Raw genomic sequence first — 22256 nt, forward strand, 5'->3', positions numbered from 1 at the left:
AGCAAATGCCGAGGACACAAGCAGTTATGTACTTTTACGCCGCCCGCCAGCCCATTCTTGATCGGGAAAAAAACCTGTACGCCTACGAGTTATTATTTCGTGACGGCCTGGCCAATGTCTTTCCGGACATTGATGGTGACGAAGCCACGTCAAAGATGATTGCCGGCAGTCAGTTTAATTTCGGCCTTGACGATTTTCTGGGTGACAAACCTGGTTTTATTAATTTCACTCTGGAAACGCTGCTGAAAAAGTTCCCAAGCCTGCTGCCACGGGAACAGGTAGTCGTTGAAATCCTGGAGACGGTGCAACCCGGCAAACGTTTGCTGTCCGAAGTGCAACAGTTAAAAGAACAAGGTTATGTGATTGCGTTGGATGACTATATCCATCAACCGGTCTGGCGCCACTTCTATCCTTTTATCGACATCATCAAAATCGACTTTCGCAGTACCGACGCTGACACTATTCAGCAAATCTTACAGGCTGTGACGCCATTTCCGCACATCAAATTACTGGCTGAGAAAGTAGAAACCAACGCTGAATTCCAGAACGCATTAGATATGGGATTCAGCTATTTTCAGGGCTATTTCTTCTCCAAACCTGAGATGCTGCAGAGTAAGGCATTATCCCCGGCCCAGATGACGTTAGCAGAGCTGTTGTACGAAACCTCCAAATCAGAGATGGATCTGGCTCAGATCACCAGCATCTTTGAACGCGACGTTCATCTGTCGTACAAACTGCTGCGTTACTCCAACAGTGCGGTGTTTAAACGGCGTTCTGAAATCGAAACCATTAAACAGGCATTGGTGGTGCTCGGCCAGGCGGAATTGAAGAAGTTTCTGTCGGTGCTGTTCACTGCGCAGGTCTCCAGTGAAAAACCAGCAGAATTGATGCGGCTGGCGATGACCAGAGCCAAGTTTGCTGAAGGTATCGCGACTTTGCACCGGCAAACCGATACCGCAAAAGCCTTTTTAACCGGCATGATGTCATTAATGGACGCTATTCTGGATGAGCCAATGTCTTCTGTACTGACCAAATTGCCTCTGTCCAAAGACATTAAAGATGCATTAGTTGGCGAACCTGGCTTATTGACCGAGTATCTGGCGCTGGTCAAGTGTTATGAACGGGCGGAATGGCAACAATCAAATGATGCTATTGCGAAGCTCAAGCTCGACCCTAAAGTGTTGCCGGACAAGTACCATGAGGCCGTGCAATGGGCAAACGAGCAAATGCGCGTGTTAGGTGATGAATAACAAATGACCGCCGTGTCGCAGGTCCACGGCGGTGAACAGTCACAGATCAGTAAATTGATGGCCCCCCGACAATCAATACTGTCTGGCTGCGATTCAGCTAACTGAAACTGACATAATTGGCGATGCGATCTGCCATTTTTTCACCAATTCCTTTCACTTCCATCAGCTGCTTTTTGTCTTTGATTGGCCCGTTTTGCTTAATATAGTCCAAAATAGCCTGCGCTTTTTTTGCACCAATTCCGGGAATAGCTTCTAACTGTTGCTGATCGGCTTTATTTAACGCCAACTTCGCGGCAACCACGGCATTCACGGTTTTCTGATCAGAGCTGACCGGGTTATTGAGGGCCGCACTCGCTTGCTGAGTGCAGATACAGGCGAGCGTTGCACAAAGTGCAAACCACAATGATTTCATGTTCATCAGACTTTCCTTGCTGTTCAGAGCATGTTAAAAGGAGCCGGCAAATTCGTCTGCCGACGTTGTGGACCAGACGGGACCACTGACGACGTCTGGTTTATTCAACTTAGTATTTATTTACCATTTTGCAACTTTTTGTTTAATTTTAATGCAATTTATAATTCAGCTAAAGTTAAGCTGGCGGACGCTAAGGTCAGTCCATCATCCAGTCGGAGAATTTCATATGCGTTATTTGCTGTTGTTATTACCTTTAATCACCGCCTGCTCTGGCCATTACGGCAAAAAACAATACGTGATGGCAAATGTCACAAAATCAGAACCCGTATATAAAACCATTGAAATTCATAAACCTAAACGCGTCTGTGAAGAGCGTCAGGTCGTTCAGCGCGAAGCGGATTCCGCTACACCGACTATCGTCGGCGCTATCATTGGCGGCGCACTCGGTAATGCCATTGGGCATAACAGTTCAAATAAAAAAGTCGGCATGGCTGCCGGTGCTGTGTTAGGTGGTTCGATCGGCCATGACGTAGGCAAACAAAATGGTCAGGACGTCGTGCACCTACAAACGGTTTGTTACCAGGCCGGTACTGAAGTTGAATATCAAAGTGTGGTTGATGGCTATCGGGTTACTTATATCCTGAATAACCGCGAATATACCACTTTGATGGACCGCGACCCGGGTGCTCAAATGCCTGTTGTGGTAGAACCACCACGCAATCAATAACTTCTGTCGGATCAGGCCTTGCGCCTGATCTGCACTGCTTTACACTGTGAACACTAATTTTTACTGAAGATAAGGATATGCCATGCGTGTGCTGGTTGTTGAAGATGAAACGCTACTTGCTGAACAAGTGAAAAATCACCTGATGCAGCAGCAATTTTCAGTAGATTTATCCCATGATGGCTCAGATGGTTTTTTTAAAATCAGTGAGTATCCTTATGATCTTGCGATCATCGATATCGGGCTGCCAAAGCTTGATGGTTTGTCTCTGATCCGCAAAGCGCGCCAGCAAGATATTAAAACGCCCGTCATTGTACTGACAGCCCGCGGCAGCTGGCAGGAAAAAGTACAAGGCTTAGACGCCGGCGCCGATGATTATCTGACCAAGCCTTTTCATATGGAAGAACTGCTGGCGCGTTGTAATGCGCTGATCCGGCGTGCGGCTGGCCAGCCAGATCCGACGCTCAGTGCAGGCCCGATTAGCCTCAACAGCCGGACCCAACAAGTCTGGTGCCACGGTGAAGAAGTGCCGTTAACAGCTTATGAATACAAAGTCCTCGAGTATTTCATGCTGAATCCAACCAAAGTGATCTCGAAAACTGAACTGACTGAGCATATTTACGATCAGGATTTTGACCTCGACAGTAATGTCATCGAAGTATTTGTGCTGCGTTTACGCAAAAAACTCGACCCGGATGGTGAACTGAAACCGATTGAAACACTCAGAGGCCGCGGTTATCGCTTTAACCTGGCGGTTGGTGCATGACACTATCGCTGAAGCTGCGCCAGGCAATCGTCTGCCTGGTTCTGCTGGTGTTTATCCTGCCGGCGTCTTTTCTGGCAATTGAACGGGCATTTTTTGCCCAATTACTGACCAGTACCGAGCAAAAACTGGAAGTACACCTCTATTCATTCTTGTCGGAACTCTCCAGTAAAAATGATGTAGTCGAAATCAATAACAGCATTCTGCCGGCCGATTTTTTGCGCACTGATTCCGGGACCAGTGCTTACATAGTGTCGGAAGATAAACTGATCTGGCAATCCGACTCCTCGCTGAACCAAGCTTTCACCCCTCCGGTCCATGAAATGCTGCCGGGCAAACACGAGTTTGTCGCGCTGGAACAAGATGGTAAAACCTATTGGGTCCTGTCCTTTGCCTTGTTGTTTGATATGGGTGAGCGCAGTATGCCGCTGACAATTCATATTTTGCAGGATGACCGGCTATTAGAAGCGCCGATGCAAAGTTTCCGTAAAACGCTGTTGCGCTGGTTTGTTGGCATAGGGCTGGTGCTGGCGTTTATTATGTTGCTGGCATATTACTGGACGACCCGGCCGTTGTCGGCCCTGGACCATGAGATCCGCCAGGTGGAAAGTGGCCAGCAACAGCAGCTGACACAGCAATATCCCAGCGAACTACAAACCATCAAAGAAGATTTAAACTTACTGCTCGATAACCAGAACCGGCAAAAGCAACGATATCGCCATCATCTCAGCGACCTGGCACATGCGTTAAAAACCCCGGTCGCTGTGCTCAAAACTTCAGCCATGGCGGAACAACCTGAACTGAGGGACCAGATTGACCGCATCACGGCGATGATTGAGCATCAGCTTAAAAGAGCCAGCAGCTCAGGACAGGACATCTGGCAAAAACAAATCCCGGTCAGCCCTGTGGTTGAGCAGCTGAAAAGTGCACTTCAGAAGATCTATCGCGATAAACAGATCAGCTATCAGCTTGACTGCCCGCCGCAGGTGATGTTTCGCGGCGACGAAACAGATTTGATGGAAATGCTTGGCAATTTGCTGGATAACGCCAGCAAAGCGTGCCGGCAGCAAGTGCGCTTGTCAGTGCAGGTCAAGCCGCTGCAGCTGTGCGTGGAGGATGATGGCCCTGGTGTGCCGGCTGACAAAAAAGCCCAGCTGCTCAATCGCGGCACCCGGCTGGACACATACACCGATGGCCATGGTGTCGGACTGTCTATCGTCGATGAACTGACGCAATCCTATCAGGGCCGTCTTGAGATAACGCAAAGCGCATTGGGCGGCGCCTGTTTCACATTGGTCTTCCCGCAGCATCAGTATTAATAGCGGCTTGTTGCCGGACCTGACAACAATGAGCAAATTGACCACTTGGTGCTCTGTGTACTGACTGCTAATCTCTTGATCTGTCTGGCAGGTTTTGCCGTACCTTGCGGCAGTTGCTTTTATGCGGGAGATACCTATGCGAATTCTGCTCACCGGTGCTACTGGCCTCATCGGCAGTGCTTTATGCCAGCGCTGGCAACATCAGCATCAGCTGATTGGACTGAGCCGGGACGTCGGGAAGGCGCAACGTCAGTCTGTCCCGGGGCTGCACTGGGTCAATAATCTCAATGACGTAGATTTCAATCAGCTGGATGTTGTCGTAAACCTGGCCGGTGAGCCGATTGCAGCGAAACGCTGGACTGCAACGCAAAAAGAGCGGATTTGCCAAAGCCGCTGGCAACTGACCGAGCAGATCGCCGGCGCTATTCTGCAGGCAACAACACCACCACAGCTGTTGATTAATGGCTCAGCGATTGGGTTTTATGGCAGACAAAATCCGGGTTGCATAGATGAGAGCTTTAGCGGCTTTTATCCCGATTTCAGTCATGATATCTGCGCGCGTTGGGAGAACCTGGCGATGCGCGCGCAGACCGATAAAACCCGAGTCTGCATTTTACGCACAGGCATTGTACTGTCGGATCACGGCGGCGCTTTGGGCCGGATGCTACCGGCGTATCGGCTGGGTCTTGGTGGTAAACTCGGCGATGGCCAGCAATATATGTCGTGGATCCATCTGGAGGACATGCTTGGGATCATCGACTTTGTACTGCAACAGACTGAATGTCATGGGATTTACAATGCAACAGCACCGATGGCGGTGACGAACCAACAATTCAGTAAGTTGTTGGCAGAGCGATTGCACAAGCCTGAATTGCTGCCATTACCGGCCTTTGCGCTGCGTTTACTGTTTGGCGAAATGGCGGACTTGTTGCTGTTTGGTCAGCAAGTTTATCCAAAACGGTTGCTCGATGCCGGTTACAGTTTCCATTACAACCAGCTCAGAGCGGCGCTGGCCGCCCTGAAACTGTAGCGTTGTGTTAGTTATGCAAGGCACGCCGGATCAGACTCGCCGGCGTGGGTTGCAATATTCCCCGAAGCAACAGAGCCCCGAGTACCGTCAACAGCACAACCCCCGTGACAGGCCCAAGGCCCCACAGACTTTGATGCAAGTTAAACGGCAACTGGAACATCCGCATCTGCACTATCGCCAGCAGTACCTCTGCCAATATGGTGGCAAAGACTCCTGCCAATAGACCTAAAGCGGCAAATTCATACAACACGGCCTGGCGTAGAAAGCGCCCACGGGCGCCGAGCGTGCGCAAGATTGCTAACTCCTGCTCGCGCTGTTCTACAGTTGCCTGCACCTGCGCCACCAGCACCAATACTGCGGCCGCAAAAACCAGGATCAGGATCAAAGTCAGCGCTAACGACACCTGGTCAATGATTGAAGTCACTTGCTGTAAAATCACCGCCACTGAAATTACCGACACGGTCGGAAACTGTTTAAGTAATGCGGTCAACACCGATTGCTGCGTTTCAGGCAGATAAAATGCGGTAAGATAAGTGGCCGGAAAATGTTCCATCAGGTCCGGACTCAGCAGCATAAAGAAATTAGGCTGCAGGCTGTTCCAGTCCACTTTGCGAAAACTGCTGACTGTGGCGTCAAATTGCTGACCGCCGATAGCAAAAGTCAGCTTGTCACCGAGTTTCAGCTGCAGCCGCTCAGCTTGCTGCTGTTCTACCGACACTTGCGCCGGGCCATCAAACCACTGGCCAGCCGTGATTTGGTTATTGGCCGGCAGTTCAGACAACCAACTCAGATTCAGCTCGCGACCAAAGCCCTGGCGCCCGGATGCCGGCTCAGCTGTACTCTGCTGCGCTGCTGATTGCTCAGAAGATTGCTGCTTCGACGCTTGATTGCTGCGAGATGCTGCACCATCATCTTGCTCCGGCTCCTGCAGCATTTCCCCATTGACCGCCAATACCCGACCGGAAATCATCGGATAAAAAGTACCAGTCGCTAAACCGGCTTGCTGCAGCTGCTGCGCAATCTGGTCTTTTTCAGTCGCAGTCATATTGACCAAAAACTGATTGGGCGCATTTTCCGGCACTTGTTGTTTCCATTGTTCCAGTAATTCAGCACGCAGGAAATACAGCACCAGCGTTAAAAACAACGCCAGGCTAAAAGTCATCAGTTGAAAACTATTTTGCCACAGGCGCCGGCGCAGGTTCGCAAGCGCCAGTTTTAACGCACTGCTTTGCCCGGCGGCCATCGGTTTTGCCACCCGTACCAACACTGCGGCAAACCCAAGTAAACATAAACCGAAACCAGCACAGGCAAGAAACAACATGCCCGACAGCCAGATGTCGCCGCTAAATAGCCACATCAATGCCAGCACAGCCACAGAGCCACTGAGTAGCTGCCAGTAATCAATGCGACTGTCGCCATTTTGCTGACGCAGGACCTCGATAGCTGGCACCGCGGTTAAACGCCAGACCGGTCGCAGCGAAAACAGCAAGGAGCAAATCAGCGCGGTAGAAATGCCTAACCAGGCGGATTTGCTGCTGAATACGGCCTGATAACCTTCTATCCACTGACCAAGAATGCCCTGCACGGCAAAATTCGCCAGCAAACCGAGCAATAAACCGCACAGACTGGCAAAGCCGGTCACCAATGCCAGATGGCTGAAATAGATTTTCCGTGCCAGCGGCGCCGTCACACCGAGAGCTTTAATCACAGCGACCGCCATCTGGTGGCGCTGACTATAGCGATTCGCCGCAACTGCAGCTGCCGCGGCAGCCAGAACTATGCCCAGCAGGCCAGCTAACAACAAAAAGCGTTCGGCCCGATCCAGCGCACTGCCAACCGCACTTTGCCGGTCCAGTTGCTGCCATCGGTCATTGGCATTCAACAGCGGCTTGATATCGGTCTCGAGCTGTTTGAGCTTGACTTCACTACCAGCAAACAGATAACGATAAGAAATGCGGCTACCCGGTTGGATGACTTCTGTCGCAGCAACGTCAGACAGATGCATCATTACTCTGGGCTGACCACCAAACAAATTCAGTGGTGCATCAGGCTCTTCCAGAATGATACCGCCCACTTTAAGCTTCGCTGCACCGACATCAAGCAGGTCCCCGACCCGCACCGCCAGAATTTGCGCCAACCGCGCTTCCAGATAAACGCTCCCAGGCGCGACAATCGAATTTTGGCCCGCCGCAGTATCGAGTAACAACTCTCCCCGTAACGGGTACTGCGAAGAGACTGCTTTAACGTTCACCAGCTGCATATTGTCGCCGGCAAACAACATAGTATTAAACTGGATTTGCTGTGCCGTTTGCAGGCCAAGCTGCTCAGCCTGCTGCAGAATTTCCGGCTGAAATGGAGAACTCGAGCGCAACACTTTGTCAGCAGCGGTGAAGTTACTGCTGCGCTGCATCAGTGCACTGCGCACGCTATCAGTAATACCACTGAGGCTAACTACCGTCAGCACGGCCAGCATCAGCGCAAAAGCGATAACCCACAATTCGCCATTTTTTAATTCACGCCAGAACAGGCGCCATGCCACTTTAGCCCACATGACTGCGCCCCTCCGCCATTGGCAGGGCTTCAGTCAGCCGGCCGGCGTCCATCAGAAACTGGCGCTGACAACGCGCCGCCAACTGCGGATTATGCGTCACCAGCACCAGGGTCGTGCCCTGGCTTCGGTTCAGTTCAAACAATAAATCCTCCACGCGCCGCCCGGTCGCACTGTCGAGGTTGGCTGAAGGCTCATCGGCGAATAAAATCGCAGGCTGGGTAATAAAAGCGCGGGCTATGGCGACCCGCTGCTGCTCGCCCCCAGATAACTGCGCCGGGAAAAAGTGCATGCGTTCGCTGAGCCCAACTAACTCCAGCAATTGTTTACCGCGAGCGGTGGCGTCGCGCTGCCCCGCCAGCTCGGCCGGTAAAGTGACATTTTCCAGCGCAGACAATGCCGGCAATAATAAAAATGACTGAAAAACAAAGCCGACATGCTGCGCCCTGAGTTCAGCCCGGGCATCGTCATTCAAGGTGTCAATCCGCTGCCCAGCCAGCACAACTTCACCGCTGCTTGGTACATCCAAACCGGCTAAAAGTCCCAGCAATGTAGACTTGCCTGAGCCCGAAGCACCGACGATAGCCACACTGTCACCGCGGTTGATTGTCAGATTGATATCCGTCAGGATATTCAGCGTATTACCCGGTAACGCGACTTGTTTACAAAGTTGGCGGGTCTGAATAAACAACTCAGGTGTAACTGACATGCGATTGTTCTTCCTATTTTTTGTACTGTTGATATCTGCTGTGCAGCCGGCATTTGCCGCCGCCACAAAAACATTACTCATTGTTGGCGATAGCCTGAGCGCCGGATACGGATTGCCACAACAACAAAGCTGGCCGGTGTTATTGCAGCAACGCCTCGTTGATAAAAAATCCCCGTGGCGTATTCAGAATGCCAGCATCAGCGGCGAAACCAGTGGCGGTGCGTTAGCCCGTTTACCTGCGCTGTTACAGCAACATCAACCGGCCGTTGTACTAATCGAAATCGGCGGTAATGACGGCTTACGCGGTTTCCCAGTGCCACGCCTGCGGCAAAACCTGGAGCAGTTGATCAAGCTCAGCCAGAACGCCGGTGCTACGCCGGTGCTGATGCAGATACGCATTCCACCGAATTACGGACCACGTTACACTGAACAGTTTGTCGGCGTGTATGCTGACATTGCGCAAAAGCATCAAATCAAACTCTGGCCGTTCTTTATGGACAAGATTGCCGTACAGCCAGAGTTGATGCAAGCCGACGGCATTCATCCCAACGCTAAAGCTCAGGGCATTATCCGCGATTTGATGCTGCCGTATATCGAAGAAATGTAATGAGATATTGGCAGAATTGACAAAACCCTGACACTGCATCACACCGATGTGGCGGCAGGGAAGTGAAATTTTGGTTTCAGAAAAGATATCGAAAAATCGCGCCAAATACATTTATGCGCATCAGTACACTGTAGGAGAATAAACTGCTGATTTGATTTGGTGGAGCTAAGCGGGATCGAACCGCTGACCTCTTGCATGCCATGCAAGCGCTCTCCCAGCTGAGCTATAGCCCCATCCGCTGAACTGACGTTCAAAAGATGGCGTCCCTTAGGGGATTCGAACCCCTGTTACCGCCGTGAAAGGGCGGTGTCCTAGGCCTCTAGACGAAAGGGACATCTGGAAATAACGGTGACAATCTGTGGCGTCCCTTAGGGGATTCGAACCCCTGTTACCGCCGTGAAAGGGCGGTGTCCTAGGCCTCTAGACGAAAGGGACACAGTAGACTGTCGAGCATATCATTGGCGTCCCTTAGGGGATTCGAACCCCTGTTACCGCCGTGAAAGGGCGGTGTCCTAGGCCTCTAGACGAAAGGGACACATACAGAAATCTTGGTGGAGCTAAGCGGGATCGAACCGCTGACCTCTTGCATGCCATGCAAGCGCTCTCCCAGCTGAGCTATAGCCCCACATCAACAACGCTGGCTGTATAAGCTTTGCGTTACAGAACGAGGCGCATTCTATGGGGCAGCCCCAGGAGTGTCAACATTTTTTTCGGCACTGTGTTTCAATCGGGCAAAAATTAATCTTGATGCGCAAAAACAACACAATACAGTGCTATTTATCGAAAAAACAATGAGCTAGCGAAGGCACATTATCAGGTTAACCTGGTGGCTATACCCTGAGAAGTCTCGTTATGCTACCCTAGCCTCTAATTCGCATGTACTGCCGGTTTTAGCATTCAGGATCAGATGTTATGTATGAAGCTTATTATGGATTAAAAGAACGGCCGTTCCAGCTGACGCCGAATCCGCAATGTTTTTTTGCCAGCAAACTGCACAAACGCGCCTTAGCTTATTTGCAATATGGTCTGAGTCAGGGTGAAGGTTTTATTGTGATCACCGGTGATGTCGGCACAGGCAAAACGACCATTGCCAACCAGCTGCTGGCGAAGTTAGACCCGCATCAGATTGTCGCCCGGCAGATTGTCACCTCCAAACTGGAGCCAGACGACTTGCTACGGATGATTTGTTCAGTGTTCCAACTGCAGGTTAAAGAACATAATAAAGCCACTTATCTGGAAGCCATTTCAGCCTACCTGCAATTGTTAGCTCAGCAGAAAAAACGTGCCCTACTGTTAGTCGATGAAGCACAAAATTTGCCACTGGAATCCATCGAAGAGCTGCGGATGCTGTCTAATTTTCAGTTGGCTGGCCGGCCACTGTTACAGAGCTTTTTACTGGGTCAGAATGAACTCAATGCCATCATTCAGTCCCCGCACATGGAACAGTTCCGTCAGCGCATCATCGCATCTTCAAACCTGTCGGCACTGAATGTGGAAGATTGCCAGGCCTATATTGAATACCGCATTCAGTCTGCCGGTGGCGCTGCCGGTTTACTGGACAACAGCTGTTTTACGCTCATTCATCAGTTCAGCTCAGGCATTCCGAGAAAAATTAATACATTAATGGATCGGGTATTGTTGTACGGTTTCCTGGAAGAGGTGAAGACTTTTACTACTGAAGATATTCGTCAGGTCATTCAGGAGATTAGTGGCGAAGTCGCCAACCACACGCCAGTGCCTGTTGAAGCTACACCTGCGGCTCCGGTAAAGCAGGCCGACACGCCTGCGGCAGTTCAAAGTGACACGACCAACCCCTACCACGCTATGCTGTCTGAGTTGTCCGGCCTGCTGGATAACTCGCTGCAGCATAAAATTCGCATGGCGCAGCAACTGGATGAATTATTGACACACCAGCAACAGCAAGTCTTGCGTCAGGGTAAACCATCTGATGACAACGATGATAGTCCGGTGTAACGTCGGAAGCGTTACACATAAAAAAACCGCCTTACGGCGGTTTTTTTAATGCTAAAACTTGTACTCGACACCAATCCAGGCGCGATTTTCCTGATAATCCCGAGAATCTGAGCCGTAATCAACGTTAATCCGTTTCAAATTTGCATTAGCCGTCAGGCTTTTGTTAATTTTACGGGTGAAGGTCAGGGTCATCGATTTGACGATACCAGTCAAATCGCTGAAGCTGTTAACGCCATCCACCTGATAGACCAAATCAGAGTAATCGGTCGATAAAGTTACACTGTTGCGTGCGTTCAATTGCCAGTTTGCAGACAAATTGACAAATTTATCATCGCGTACCGAATTACGTTCTATTAACTGATCCTTACGCTGACCGAATCTGGCGGCTAATTTTAACCGGTTAAAATCATAGCCAAGCAAATAGGATACATTACGTCGTACTACCAAAAACTCGCTCAAATCTGAAGTAGGATTTGAGACATTGTAATACCGCTCACCGGCTGCAGGCAGATAATTTGCGGTCGGCGGTTGAAAACAGCTGTCTAAGCCGGGAGTGACCCCTGGTGGACAAACAAACAGATTCGTTTCCAAATCTCCTTCATTCAGACCCAGTAACGACCCTACGGTGTCGCTGACATTCAACTCCATACGCAGGTGCTTTAGCTTATATGAACCTTTTGCCTGAGCGGTACGACCAAAAAAGCGTTTATCCAAAGAGCCGGAGATTTTAGTCCGTTTCGACGGCACCAATTCAAACGCGGTGCCCAGATATTCTTTGTCGTCCTTGGCATTATTTACTTTATTGTAAGTTACGTTCCACCAGGATCGGTCGGTTATTTTCCATTCCAGTCCACCACCAATAGACCGATGATTACGATATTGACTGAATACTGAAGAACCACCATCAATATTACTGTTATTCTCGACCGAACCAGTCGCAATCATGGAAACGCGCCAAAAGAATGGTACGCCAATGACCCCTTGAGCTCTGCGGTTATATTGCGATTCACGGATGTCACGATCAGTTTTTGTAGCCTGACCATTAAATCCCCAGAAGAATTTGCGATTCCGGTCTTGAGTTTTTAGTTCAAAAGCACCAGCTACGGCACTATTTTCGAGCCCTAACCCTTCCCCTGAGTCATTATCGAACTCAGACAAGCTAAGATCGGAAGTCGAACGTGAAGCGCTGATACTGAAGTCCATAATGGCCCAGTCAAACCGGTCATGACTGTAAACAAGTGAGGCCGATTGGGACTCCACTTTGGCTAAGTCGCTGGTAGAGCTTATCTGGTCCTGATACCGCGCCGTAGAACCAGAAGCCCTTCTGTTATTTTGCTGAGCACCTAGCTGCAAATCTAAAGCATCATTCAAAAAGCTGGCGTTTCCAGACCAACGGTAACTAAACAAACTCTGATTGTCCCGTTGTGCGTCATCAAAACTTAAATTTTGGCTTTGCAGATTGAGTGAACTACTCAACCAACTGCCGGTATAGGTAAGATTCAGCTCCGGCACCAGCTCGTAAGCCATTCCCTTGTCAGCATCAACAGTTTGGTCTTTAATACCGTACGCATAGACAGCACTGCTAACCGAAGGGCTAATTTTCACTTCCGCCGTAGCAAGGATTGGCACCATCGCAAGCCACAGCGGTGCAAGACGCATTACTGGAAAATTATTACTCCGCATAATAACCATATCCGTATCCATAACCTTTATCCCTGCTGTAATGCGCTTTGTTAATCACAAAACCTGTAGCCAAATCGGGAGGCAACAAGCTAATAGCTTTTTCCAGCTCATTCAGTTTGGTTTTGTTTTCTTCCAGCACAATCACGGCCTGACCGCACATCGCTGCAAGCACCGAAGTTTCGTTGACACCCAGCAGAGGGGGCGCGTCAAAAATAACAATCCGGTCCGGATAACGCGATGCAAACTCATTCACCAAAGCCGCCATTTTATCGCTCGCTAAAAGCTCGGTTGACAAATGATGTGGTTTACCGGCAGCGATCAGTTTCAGCCGCTCGACATTGGTGCTGTACATAATGTCGGTCACGTCGACTGAGTCAGAACTCAAATAATCGGTCAGTCCACGCGGCACGCTGATTTCCAGCGTTCTGGACACGTTTGGCCGAAGCACATCTGCGTCGACTAACAACACTGTCTTATCCTGCTCCAGTGCGATACTCAACGCTAAATTTACCGAAGTGAAGGTTTTACCTTCACCCGGCCGGCTACTGGACACCAGAATCAGATTCGGGTTTTTCAGACTGGAACTAAGCGGGCCAAAAGCGTTGTTAATAAGCTTCCGCTTGATCACCCGATATTCTTCATAAATCAACTTACGTTCTGTTGCCTTAGCAACAAAATTACGTTTCGATAAACTGTCTAAATCGATATCAATAAACTGACTGGCAGTTTTGCTTTCGGACAGAGTCGCCTGAGCATTAACCAGCTTATCAGCTGGTTCTGCTGGCGGAATTGCAGGAACTGGCTCAGCGACTGCAGCCTGGCCTAACTTATCCAGTGCTTTTTCAATAGTGCTCATATCAGCCATCCTAAAATCTGTTTCGCTGTGATACCAAATACCAACTCATTGGTGATCAGCAAGGTATAACAAACCAGCAAAGCTCCGGAGAGCGCCAGGAAATACAACAGATGTTTTTTACTCTGACGCAACAACACATCTTTTGCGGTGTGCGAGACCAAACCAAACACCGGGAAATCCGAAATAGTTTTTAACTGCAGCGCAGAAGTAACTACAGGTTGCAGCTGACTTCTGACCAGCGCCATAGTTAAACCTGCTATCACACCAGCAAGCAGCACCAATGTATAAAAAGCAATGCGAGGCGGACCAGAAGGTTTCATTGGGACGCGAGGAGGTTCGATTTCACGGAACTGCACATCCTGTTGCGACTCATCGGCTTTCTGGCTCAGACTAAGCGCATCACGACGGCTCAGCAACTCTTCGTACTTCGATTTGGTCAGCTCATAATCGCGGTTCAAACCGGCGAATCTGGCTTCGATATCGGGAATGACGTTCCGTTGCCGCTCCAGAGTTTCCAGCTTTTCTTCAAAGCTGCGAACCCGGACCTTGGCGGACTCCACTTCATTTTCCAGATTCGAAGTGATGATCTTCAGGTTCTGATAAACCTCATTCACCGAACCTGAGCTGGCGCTTGGGTTACCGCGTGCAGCCGCCTGCATACCGGCAATTTCCTGCTTACGCATTTCCTGTAGAGATGCTAATAAACGTTTGGTTTCTGCCACATCCGGATGTTGGTCGGTATAGCGGATTAACAAAGCATCCAGCTGATTTTGCAGCAGCTTAATCCGCTCATCATACACAGTAGTCAGGCCAGCTGAGCCTGCGGCCGGATCAGCAGATAACGGATCTTCACCCTTCAGCTGACGACGTGACGAATCGAGTTTGCTCTGCAGCTCTTTTAAGGTAAGCCGCGCTTCTTCCAACCGCTCTTTTTCTGATTCAATCCGGCCATAGAAATTGCTGTCCGACATTGGACCAAGTGCAATTTGTTCTTTCTTGAATTCAGATAATCGGCGCTCTGCCTCAACCAGCCGATTTTCATAATCAGCAATCTGGGTATCAAGGAATTCAGAGGCCTTTTTTGAACTTGCGACTGAGTCACCCACCCGGTTTTCAATAAAGGTGTTCAGCGTTTCCTGCACGACCTTTAAAGCCATTTTGGGCGTGGCGTTTGAATAAGAAATGACGTAGATGTTTTCCCGGCCGGAAGAACTGAGCTTGATGTCACTTTTCAGCGAATCGATCAGTCTTTCATATGCTGCGCTGTCCGACGCATAGATATCCAGATCTGTCGCTTTGGCGATTTTTTCCAGATTCGGCCGGCTTAACAGCGTTCTTGCCATCAGCTCTATTTCTTGTTGCGGATTATCCCTGATGGTCAGTCCCTGTAATACAGGGGCCAACACAGAGCGGGTTTCAACAAATAGCTTCGCCTCCGCCTGATAGGTCGGAGGCATATTAAAGACAAACAACCAACCGATAGGGCAAATCAGCCAGGCCGTTAAAATCACATAACGGCGTCTGAGCCAGATCCCTTGCAGATAAACCAGCAACATCTCCAGCGCAAGGTTTAATTCCTTCATCTAACTACTCCGATGATGCGTCTATCAGAACCAAGCTTCTGGGATAATAACGATGTCACCAGGTAGAATATCAACGTTTGCTGAAATATCGCCCTCGCGAACTAAGTCATCGAGGCGTACGTCGTAAGTCATCTGTTTACCATTTTTTACCCGGACTAGCTTGGCACCGTTACCATTGGCAAAATCGGTTAAACCGCCTGATGCAATCATCAGATCGAGGACAGTCATATACTGTCGGTAAGGGTAGGATTGTGGTTTTGCTGCGGCACCTATCACGCGAACCTGTTCACTGAACGGGCCGACAAAACCTGAAACTGAAACAGTAACAACCGGGTCGCGGATGTATTTCGCCAGGATTTTTTCCATATCGCGGGCGAACTGAGTGGGCGTTCTGCCCGCCACAGGTACGTCTTCAACCAGCGAAGTACTGATTTTGCCGTCCGGACGAACAATAAATGAGCCTGATAATTCAGGGTTGCGCCAGACAAAGATAGTGACAGAATCATTGGGGCCAATCAGGTAGCTGTATTGATCAACAGCTGTGGTTCGGGCAGGTTGTACTGTGGCGCCTGGTAATTCGTTGGTGCTGCATGCTTGCAAACCAAGCAGCATCACGGATCCAACGATTGAGGCAATAGCAGATCTTGCTTTCATTTCTTATACGTCCTTTGTTACTGATGCGATTTTAATATAACTGAATTTTACATAGCTGTGACGGCTATCATAAAAATTTAATTCCAGTTTTCCGACCACCGGCGTATACTTCTGCCTCTGCTTAACTATGTCAAGATCGCTGTGCTGAAATTTGCACTTAATTCAGGTTGTTCCGGGAAGATGTACCAATGAATAAGGCTGTTCGTTACGGGGGAAATACACTGGCAGAGAAGCTCTTTCTGCTGGGCGAAATGCTGCTGCTTTTAGCCTCGAGCTTTGCAGCATCTTTTATCCTTTCTTTTTATCAACCGATAGATCAGGAACTGGCTGCGATTAACGCAGTTCTTTACACCGGTTGTGTGATGCTATGTGCATTGTCTGTCGGTTTGTATGATCAAAAGCTGCGTGAGGACACCGGAGGTGTGTTGAAGCGCGTGTTGATCACTCTTTTCCTTGCAGGCATCTTGTTAGAAGTATTCATCTTCAGTCTGATCCCTTCACTGCATCTGGGGTTCCTGTTTAATTTGGTTGCCTCGTTTATATCGCTGGTCACTCTGACCTCATTCCGGATGCTGTTCCACTATCATGACATCACTAAGATCAGCAGACGCCGCGTATTAATTCTCGGGTCCGGTGAACGCGCTTCAATTATTGAACGCCGAATGCGTCGTAACGTAGACCGCAAAAACTTTGAAATTCATGGTTTTGTTAAAATAGACGGTGACCAGGAAGACCACATTCCGGATTCTAAAATCATCCAGTTCGACTACAAGACCAATCTCTACGAGTATGCTGTTGAACATGAAATTGAGCAGCTGGTTATTGCCTGTGACGAACGACGTAATATGTTGCCAGTTGAGCATCTGTTTAAATGCAAAACCCGTGGCATTGATGTTATTGAAATTCTTGATTTTATTGAACAAGAAACCGGCCAAATCGCCGTTAATCTGATTTATCCGAGCTGGGTCATTTATTCGAACGGTTTTGAGATGAACCACAGGTTCAAAACCAGCCTGGATCACAGATTAAATGCGATTCTGGCGCTGCTCGTCCTTGCTGCAGTGTGGCCTATTATGCTGATCACCGCGCTGGTCATTTATTTTGACGATGGCCGCCGCACCGGTGCTTCAGTGTTTTACCGCCAAATCCGTATCGGTATCGATGGCAAGCCATTCCAAATTCTGAAGTTCCGCAGTATGCGCCCGGATGCCGAAGCAGGCGGTGCGCAGTGGGCTACTAAAAACGACTCGCGCGTTACGAAAATTGGTGGCTTTATCCGCAAATACCGTGTCGATGAATTACCGCAGTTATTCAACATTATCAAAGGCGACATGGGTTTTGTTGGCCCACGCCCTGAGCGCCCGGAGTTTGTCGAAAAGCTGGTCAAGGAAATTCCTTATTACAATCAGCGTCATAACGTGAAGCCAGGCCTGACCGGGTGGGCACAGTTAAAATATCCGTATGGCTCGACGACCGAAGATGCGCAGGAAAAACTCAAGTTTGATCTGTATTACATAAAACACCGCACTTTGCTGCTGGATCTGATTATCCTGATCCGCACTGTCGAAATTGTGATTTTTGGCAAGGGCCGGTAATAACGATGTCAGTGGCTTTGCAGAAACTAAATGCAATGACAGTAGACGTGGAAGATTACTTTCACGTTGCTGCTTTTGAGAGACAAATCCAGCCTGGTGACTGGGATAGTCTGATCCCGCGGGTAGATTTAAACACCCGCCGCCTACTGGACTTATTTGACCAGCATCAGGCGAAATCAACCTTTTTCTTTCTCGGCTGGGTCGCTGAGAAGTTTCCCGATCTGGTGAAAGAAGTGCAGCGTCGCGGCCATGAAGTGGCCAGCCATGGTTATGCCCACACCAAAGTTCACCAGCAAACGCCGGCGGAGTTTCGCGCCGATGCGAGCAAAGCAAAAGACATGCTGGAACAGCTGACTGGTCAGCCAGTTGTCGGTTATCGTGCACCCAGTTTTTCTATCAACAAACAAAGCGAATGGGCCTTTGAGATCCTCAAAGAGCTGGGCCACGGCTACAGCTCCAGCACCTATCCGGTCAAACATGACTTATATGGTGTTCCAGACTGGCCACAACAGCCTTATATGCGACCGGAAGGGTTATTAGAGATACCGATGCCCACGCTAGTGATGCATGGCAAACAACTGCCAATCGCTGGCGGTGGTTATTTCAGGTTAATGCCTTATTGGCTCAGCAGCAGGTTGATCGCAAAATTCCTGCAGGAAGACAAGATGCCTTATATGTTCTATTTCCACCCGTGGGAGATAGATCCGGCACAACCCCGGGTACAAGGAGCTGGCCTGAAATCCCGCTTCCGTCATTACGTCAATCTGAACCGGATGGAAAATAAACTGGCAGCATTGCTGACCCAGTTTAACTGGGGTAGTCTGGAACAGGTTTACCAGAGCGAACTGCAAAACTCTCAATAAAACAATAACAACTAAGGGAACTAGATGTACAGTATTGCCACCTTAGCGCTGCAGGACTCCAGAAGGCCGGAGTGGGATCAGTTTGTTAAAGATCAGGAAGACGGCACCTTTTTTCATCTGTCTGGCTGGCAGAATGTGCTGTGGCACAGTTTCCGCCACCAACCACACTTTTTATACGCCCTGCAGGACAATCAAATTGTCGGTGTTCTGCCGCTGGCTGAAGTAAAAAGTGCCTTATTCGGTTATGCCCTGGTCTCAACCCCTTTTTGCGTCTATGGCGGTGCTTTAGGGCCTGCTGAGGTGCGTCGTGCGCTTGAGCAGGCTGCGCTGGAAATTGGCCAGCGCCTGGGCGTGAACCACGTCGAACTGCGCTATAAAAATGCGCAGGACAATGATTGGATCACCCGTAGCCAACATGCCACTTTTGGCTGCACTTTGGCCGAAGACGATGCAGCTATTCTCGCTGGTATTAAAAAGAACCAACGGGCACTCATTCGCAAAGCGCTGCAAACTGACCTGAGCTGGCATCTCGAGCAAAACAACGATGATTTCTACCAGATTTACTCGGAAAGTCTGCGTAATCTTGGTACCCCGGTCTTTAGCAAAAAACTGCTGGACGAATTGCAGCGTGAGTTTGCTGACAGCACCGAAATCCTGACTATCCGCCATCAGGGACAGCCGGTATCTTCGGTATTTAATTTTTATTTCCGCAACGAAGTCCTGCCTTACTACGGTGGCGGTAAACCTGTTGCGCGAGAATTAAAAAGTAATGACCTGATGTATTACCAGTTGATGTGTCATGCGAAAAGAGACAAAGCCTGTACTTTCTATGATTTCGGTCGCAGTAAACTCGATTCGGGCGCTTACAGTTATAAAAAACACTGGGGCATGCAGGACAGCTTATTGCATTATCAGTTTAAGCTGGTCAAAGCAGAAAAGTTATCCAATTTAAGTCCGAACAACCCGAAGTACCAATTATTCATCCGGATGTGGCAAAAGTTACCTTTATCAGTAAGTCGTTTGCTTGGTCCACTCTTAGCCAAGTATCTGGGGTAATGTATGGCAAAGCCTAAATTATTGTACCTGTGCCATCGCATTCCGTACCCGCCGAATAAAGGCGACAAGATCAGATCTTTTAATTTGTTAAAGGCGCTGTCGGCGCAATATGAAGTGTATCTCGGCTGTTTTGTCGACGATGAATATGATTTTCAGTACATCGACAAATTGGCGGATTGGTGTGTCGAATATAAATTCCGGCGCCTGCGTAAATCCTTTGCCAAATTACGGGGCCTAAGCGCTTTTCTGACCGGCAAGCCCATTACACTGCCCTACTATGCTGATCATGAATTACAGCATTGGGTCCATCAGACCATTGCTAAACATCAGATTGATACTGTGATGGTGTTTTCGTCTTCGATGGCGCAATACGTTGATTTTCCACAATACAGCCACCTGCATCGCGTCATCGATTTCGTTGACGTTGATTCTGATAAATGGCGCCAGTATGCCGACAATCAACGGGGCGTGATGAGCTGGGTGTACCGCCGGGAGTTCCGTCAACTGCAACGACTGGAGCAACATTATTGCTCAGCTTTTAATTACAGCTTGTTTGTTTCACCAGACGAAGCAGCCCTGTTTCGACAGTTGATGCCCGCGACACTTTCCAACAAAATCCAGCCGCTACTGAACGGTGTGGATGTGCAGTTTTTTGACCCTGCCGCAGCTATGAAAGAGCCGGAATATCCGTTGCAACAGCCTTATCTGGTGTTTACCGGCGCAATGGATTATTGGGCCAATGTCGATGCGGTGTTGTGGTTCTGTCAACAAGTCTGGCCACAACTTCGTGCCCAGCGGCCGGATTTGCATTTTTATATCGTTGGCGGAAATCCAACCAGCGAAGTGCTGGCATTGCATGGCCAACAGCAAGTGCGTGTCACTGGACGTGTCGACGACGTCCGGCCTTATATTAGCGAGGCTGCACTGGTAGTTGCCCCACTGCGAATCGCCCGCGGCATTCAAAATAAAGTACTGGAGGCGATGGCACTAAATAAAAAGGTCGTCGCCAGTGATATGGCCATGGAAGGTATTAATGCGCCAGCTTCGCTCTATCTGGCACAATCCGACGACGCGGCAGAGTTTCTGCAACTCTGTTTGACCATGCTGCAACAGGAAGATGCACTTTGCACCAACAGAGAGTGGGTACAACAGCATTTTACCTGGCCAGCGACCCTAACGCCTTTGCCTGGTTATTTGCAACATGCTGAAAAATAACTATCTGCCGACCCTGTCTCTGTTTGGATTATTGTGCGTTGTTTGGGCATTGGTATTCTGGCCAACCTTGCAGAATATGGAAGCAGTCTGGCGCAGCTCCGATACTTATACCCATTGCTATATCATTCCGCTGATTGCAGCCTGGTTGCTGTATGACCAGCGCCAGTACATCAACGCACCGGCAAAGCCAACGTTGTTGCCAGTACTGGCAGCCCTGGTCTGCGCTTTTGTTTGGCTCGTCGGTTACGCCGCTGACGTCAACAGCCTGACTCACTTCAGTGCTATCTTTGTGTTACAGCTGCTGACCCTCAGCCTGATCGGCTGGCAACTCGGCCGTCAGGTGGCTTTTCCATTGATTTACCTTATTTTTATGGTGCCATTTGGCGACGCACTGAATCTGCCTTTGCAGGATTTAACTGCCACTGTCAGTGTGTTTATGCTAAATCTAACCGGAATTCCTGTACTGCGCGAAGGCTTGTACCTAACTACACCTGTTGGTCAGTTTGAAGTTGCTGAGGCCTGCTCGGGTCTGCGTTTTTTGATTGCCTCTATTGCCATCGGAACTTTGTATTCGTTTTTAACTTACCGGGTCTGGTGGAAACATCTGCTGTTTATTAGCGCTATTTTACTGTTTTCAGTGCTAGCGAACTGTTTGCGCGCCTTTTTCCTGATTTGGATCGGTGAAACGTCCAATATGCAATACGGTTTTGGTGCTGATCATTTTGTCTATGGCTGGCTATTTTTCGCACTGGTGATGTTCAGTATGTTTTGGATTGGTGGTCGTTTTGCCGACAAAGCACCACTGCTGGAGACCAGCACTGCGACTCCCGCCACTGGCCAATTTTGGCGGCCAGTTGCCTGTGCTTTGTTAGTGCTGGGTGCAACGCTGGCGTTACGCAGCCAAATTACCGAGATTGCAGCGCCGGCAGAGGCAGAGCAACTGGCCACCCCGGCAGGTTTTAGCGCTGAGCTGGCCCGCCCGTGGAAACCAGGCTTCAACGACGGTCTTGCACGTTTACAGATTTGGGATAGCGAAGGCCGTGGTTATTTACTGGCGCGTTATGGCCATAAACAACAAAAAGGCGAGCTGATCAGTTGGAATAACCGTTTGTACCAACGCAAATACTGGTCGGAAACCTCCCAACATTCCGTCACTTTGGCTGGAGAATCTTATCAAGTCATAGAACTACGCAGCGGATCCGGCGAACAGCAAGTTCTGCTTTATCAGTACAAAATAGCTGACTACCGGACAACATCAGCGTCAAAAGCCAAACTTTATCAGGTGCTGGCATTACTGAGCGGCGACCAGGGCTATTCCGAAGTCCGGGCGGCCAATCTACCCGGCACTTTATTAGATATTCAGCCGCAGCAACTGGAGCAGGTTGCTAAGCGCCTGCAGGCATTGCCCTGAACAA

Annotated in this window: 19 protein-coding genes and 5 tRNA genes; 12 read left to right on the plus strand and 12 right to left on the minus strand. The window is 49.4% G+C overall.

The window, feature by feature from the left end; genetic code table 11:
* Positions 1-26: 26 nt before the first annotated feature.
* Entirely contained in the window at positions 27-1250 is a 1224-nt protein-coding gene (locus Q399_RS0102790; RefSeq protein WP_031565263.1) for an EAL and HDOD domain-containing protein, read from the plus strand.
* Positions 1251-1347: 97 nt separating this feature from the next.
* Here the strand turns inward: Q399_RS0102790 and Q399_RS0102795 are convergent, their stop codons facing one another.
* A complete protein-coding gene (locus Q399_RS0102795) occupies positions 1348-1668 on the minus strand; it encodes a ComEA family DNA-binding protein (protein WP_245612810.1) in 321 nt (106 codons plus the stop codon).
* Positions 1669-1888: 220 nt separating this feature from the next.
* Here Q399_RS0102795 and Q399_RS0102800 point away from each other — a divergent pair, with 220 nt between their 5' ends.
* The 4 genes from Q399_RS0102800 (at position 1889) to Q399_RS0102815 (ending at position 5498) form a co-directional block, all read left to right on the plus strand.
* Complete coding sequence (locus tag Q399_RS0102800) at positions 1889-2389, plus strand: glycine zipper 2TM domain-containing protein (protein WP_031565269.1); 501 nt, start codon at positions 1889-1891, stop codon at positions 2387-2389.
* Between the two features lie 82 nt (positions 2390-2471).
* Positions 2472-3152, plus strand: coding sequence for a response regulator transcription factor (locus Q399_RS0102805; protein WP_031565272.1), 681 nt, complete (start codon positions 2472-2474; stop codon positions 3150-3152).
* Positions 3149-4468 carry an ATP-binding protein gene (locus Q399_RS0102810; RefSeq protein ID WP_031565274.1) on the plus strand — a complete coding sequence of 440 codons (1320 nt, stop codon included), beginning with the start codon at positions 3149-3151 and terminating at the stop codon, positions 4466-4468. Before Q399_RS0102805 ends, Q399_RS0102810 begins: the two co-directional genes overlap by 4 nt.
* Positions 4469-4604: 136 nt before the next feature.
* Positions 4605-5498, plus strand: a complete 894-nt coding sequence (locus Q399_RS0102815) for a TIGR01777 family oxidoreductase (RefSeq protein ID WP_031565276.1) — start codon at positions 4605-4607, stop codon at positions 5496-5498.
* A 7-nt stretch (positions 5499-5505) separates the two neighbouring features.
* Here Q399_RS0102815 and Q399_RS0102820 read toward each other — a convergent pair whose 3' ends face one another.
* Positions 5506-8049: an ABC transporter permease gene (locus Q399_RS0102820; RefSeq protein WP_031565278.1), complete on the minus strand. Its 2544-nt coding sequence runs from the start codon at positions 8047-8049 to the stop codon at positions 5506-5508.
* A complete protein-coding gene (locus Q399_RS0102825; RefSeq protein ID WP_031565280.1) occupies positions 8039-8755 on the minus strand; it encodes an ABC transporter ATP-binding protein in 717 nt (238 codons plus the stop codon). Before Q399_RS0102825 ends, Q399_RS0102820 begins: the two co-directional genes overlap by 11 nt.
* On the opposite strand from Q399_RS0102825, the gene Q399_RS0102830 reads away from it, so the two are divergent.
* Positions 8754-9362 (plus strand): arylesterase, encoded by a 609-nt coding sequence (locus Q399_RS0102830; RefSeq protein WP_031565282.1) that lies wholly within the window; start codon positions 8754-8756, stop codon positions 9360-9362. The genes Q399_RS0102825 and Q399_RS0102830 overlap by 2 nt on opposite strands.
* 157 nt (positions 9363-9519) lie before the next feature.
* Here Q399_RS0102830 and Q399_RS0102835 read toward each other — a convergent pair.
* The 5 genes from Q399_RS0102835 to Q399_RS0102855 form a co-directional block, all read right to left on the minus strand.
* A tRNA-Ala gene (locus tag Q399_RS0102835) sits at positions 9520-9595 on the minus strand.
* Between the two features lie 25 nt (positions 9596-9620).
* Positions 9621-9696 (minus strand) — tRNA-Glu (locus Q399_RS0102840).
* A 25-nt stretch (positions 9697-9721) separates the two neighbouring features.
* Positions 9722-9797, minus strand: a tRNA-Glu gene (locus Q399_RS0102845).
* Positions 9798-9821: 24 nt separating this feature from the next.
* Positions 9822-9897: transfer RNA gene (locus Q399_RS0102850), tRNA-Glu, on the minus strand.
* 14 nt (positions 9898-9911) lie between these two features.
* Positions 9912-9987 (minus strand) — tRNA-Ala (locus Q399_RS0102855).
* A gap of 287 nt (positions 9988-10274) precedes the next feature.
* Here Q399_RS0102855 and Q399_RS0102860 point away from each other — a divergent pair.
* Positions 10275-11336, plus strand: a complete 1062-nt coding sequence (locus tag Q399_RS0102860; RefSeq protein WP_031565284.1) for an XrtA/PEP-CTERM system-associated ATPase — start codon at positions 10275-10277, stop codon at positions 11334-11336.
* Between the two features lie 51 nt (positions 11337-11387).
* On the opposite strand, the gene Q399_RS0102865 is transcribed toward Q399_RS0102860, so the two are convergent.
* Genes Q399_RS0102865 through Q399_RS0102880 form a run of 4 tightly spaced genes read right to left on the minus strand, consistent with a single transcriptional unit; the run spans position 11388 to position 16112 of the window.
* Positions 11388-13040 carry a hypothetical protein gene (locus Q399_RS0102865; RefSeq protein WP_157836212.1) on the minus strand — a complete coding sequence of 551 codons (1653 nt, stop codon included), beginning with the start codon at positions 13038-13040 and terminating at the stop codon, positions 11388-11390.
* Entirely contained in the window at positions 13009-13875 is an 867-nt protein-coding gene (locus Q399_RS0102870; RefSeq protein WP_031565289.1) for an XrtA-associated tyrosine autokinase, read from the minus strand. The genes Q399_RS0102865 and Q399_RS0102870 overlap by 32 nt, the downstream gene beginning before the upstream one ends.
* Positions 13872-15458, minus strand: coding sequence for an XrtA system polysaccharide chain length determinant (locus Q399_RS0102875; protein WP_031565291.1), 1587 nt, complete (start codon positions 15456-15458; stop codon positions 13872-13874). Before Q399_RS0102875 ends, Q399_RS0102870 begins: the two co-directional genes overlap by 4 nt.
* 24 nt (positions 15459-15482) lie before the next feature.
* Positions 15483-16112, minus strand: coding sequence for an XrtA/PEP-CTERM system exopolysaccharide export protein (locus tag Q399_RS0102880; protein ID WP_031565293.1), 630 nt, complete (start codon positions 16110-16112; stop codon positions 15483-15485).
* A 188-nt stretch (positions 16113-16300) separates the two neighbouring features.
* Here Q399_RS0102880 and Q399_RS0102885 point away from each other — a divergent pair, with 188 nt between their 5' ends.
* The 5 genes from Q399_RS0102885 to xrtA are packed head-to-tail and all read left to right on the plus strand — an operon-like array spanning position 16301 to position 22252.
* The gene (locus tag Q399_RS0102885; RefSeq protein WP_031565296.1) at positions 16301-17707 is read left to right on the plus strand and encodes a TIGR03013 family XrtA/PEP-CTERM system glycosyltransferase; all 1407 of its coding nucleotides are present in this window, start codon (positions 16301-16303) and stop codon (positions 17705-17707) included.
* Between the two features lie 5 nt (positions 17708-17712).
* Positions 17713-18570: an XrtA system polysaccharide deacetylase gene (locus Q399_RS0102890; RefSeq protein ID WP_031565299.1), complete on the plus strand. Its 858-nt coding sequence runs from the start codon at positions 17713-17715 to the stop codon at positions 18568-18570.
* Positions 18571-18594: 24 nt separating this feature from the next.
* Positions 18595-19626 carry a FemAB family XrtA/PEP-CTERM system-associated protein gene (locus tag Q399_RS0102895; RefSeq protein WP_031565301.1) on the plus strand — a complete coding sequence of 344 codons (1032 nt, stop codon included), beginning with the start codon at positions 18595-18597 and terminating at the stop codon, positions 19624-19626.
* A 3-nt stretch (positions 19627-19629) separates the two neighbouring features.
* The gene (locus Q399_RS0102900) at positions 19630-20841 is read left to right on the plus strand and encodes a TIGR03087 family PEP-CTERM/XrtA system glycosyltransferase (protein WP_031565303.1); all 1212 of its coding nucleotides are present in this window, start codon (positions 19630-19632) and stop codon (positions 20839-20841) included.
* The gene (gene xrtA / locus Q399_RS21355; RefSeq protein ID WP_084164058.1) at positions 20828-22252 is read left to right on the plus strand and encodes an exosortase A; all 1425 of its coding nucleotides are present in this window, start codon (positions 20828-20830) and stop codon (positions 22250-22252) included. Before Q399_RS0102900 ends, xrtA begins: the two co-directional genes overlap by 14 nt.
* The last annotated feature ends 4 nt before the right edge of the window (positions 22253-22256 follow it).

It is taken from the genome of Rheinheimera texasensis DSM 17496, assembly GCF_000711985.1.
GTDB lineage: Bacteria > Pseudomonadota > Gammaproteobacteria > Enterobacterales > Alteromonadaceae > Pararheinheimera > Pararheinheimera texasensis.

Coding starts and splice junctions, on each gene's coding strand:
- Q399_RS0102790 (WP_031565263.1), top strand. CDS start 27: ATGTACTTTTACGCCGCCCGCCAGCCCATTCTTGATCGGGAAAAAAAC.
- Q399_RS0102795 (WP_245612810.1), bottom strand. CDS start 1,668: ATGAACATGAAATCATTGTGGTTTGCACTTTGTGCAACGCTCGCCTGT.
- Q399_RS0102800 (WP_031565269.1), top strand. CDS start 1,889: ATGCGTTATTTGCTGTTGTTATTACCTTTAATCACCGCCTGCTCTGGC.
- Q399_RS0102805 (WP_031565272.1), top strand. CDS start 2,472: ATGCGTGTGCTGGTTGTTGAAGATGAAACGCTACTTGCTGAACAAGTG.
- Q399_RS0102810 (WP_031565274.1), top strand. CDS start 3,149: ATGACACTATCGCTGAAGCTGCGCCAGGCAATCGTCTGCCTGGTTCTG.
- Q399_RS0102815 (WP_031565276.1), top strand. CDS start 4,605: ATGCGAATTCTGCTCACCGGTGCTACTGGCCTCATCGGCAGTGCTTTA.
- Q399_RS0102820 (WP_031565278.1), bottom strand. CDS start 8,049: ATGTGGGCTAAAGTGGCATGGCGCCTGTTCTGGCGTGAATTAAAAAAT.
- Q399_RS0102830 (WP_031565282.1), top strand. CDS start 8,754: ATGCGATTGTTCTTCCTATTTTTTGTACTGTTGATATCTGCTGTGCAG.
- Q399_RS0102825 (WP_031565280.1), bottom strand. CDS start 8,755: ATGTCAGTTACACCTGAGTTGTTTATTCAGACCCGCCAACTTTGTAAA.
- Q399_RS0102860 (WP_031565284.1), top strand. CDS start 10,275: ATGTATGAAGCTTATTATGGATTAAAAGAACGGCCGTTCCAGCTGACG.
- Q399_RS0102865 (WP_157836212.1), bottom strand. CDS start 13,040: ATGGATACGGATATGGTTATTATGCGGAGTAATAATTTTCCAGTAATG.
- Q399_RS0102870 (WP_031565289.1), bottom strand. CDS start 13,875: ATGAGCACTATTGAAAAAGCACTGGATAAGTTAGGCCAGGCTGCAGTC.
- Q399_RS0102875 (WP_031565291.1), bottom strand. CDS start 15,458: ATGAAGGAATTAAACCTTGCGCTGGAGATGTTGCTGGTTTATCTGCAA.
- Q399_RS0102880 (WP_031565293.1), bottom strand. CDS start 16,112: ATGAAAGCAAGATCTGCTATTGCCTCAATCGTTGGATCCGTGATGCTG.
- Q399_RS0102885 (WP_031565296.1), top strand. CDS start 16,301: ATGAATAAGGCTGTTCGTTACGGGGGAAATACACTGGCAGAGAAGCTC.
- Q399_RS0102890 (WP_031565299.1), top strand. CDS start 17,713: ATGTCAGTGGCTTTGCAGAAACTAAATGCAATGACAGTAGACGTGGAA.
- Q399_RS0102895 (WP_031565301.1), top strand. CDS start 18,595: ATGTACAGTATTGCCACCTTAGCGCTGCAGGACTCCAGAAGGCCGGAG.
- Q399_RS0102900 (WP_031565303.1), top strand. CDS start 19,630: ATGGCAAAGCCTAAATTATTGTACCTGTGCCATCGCATTCCGTACCCG.
- xrtA (WP_084164058.1), top strand. CDS start 20,828: ATGCTGAAAAATAACTATCTGCCGACCCTGTCTCTGTTTGGATTATTG.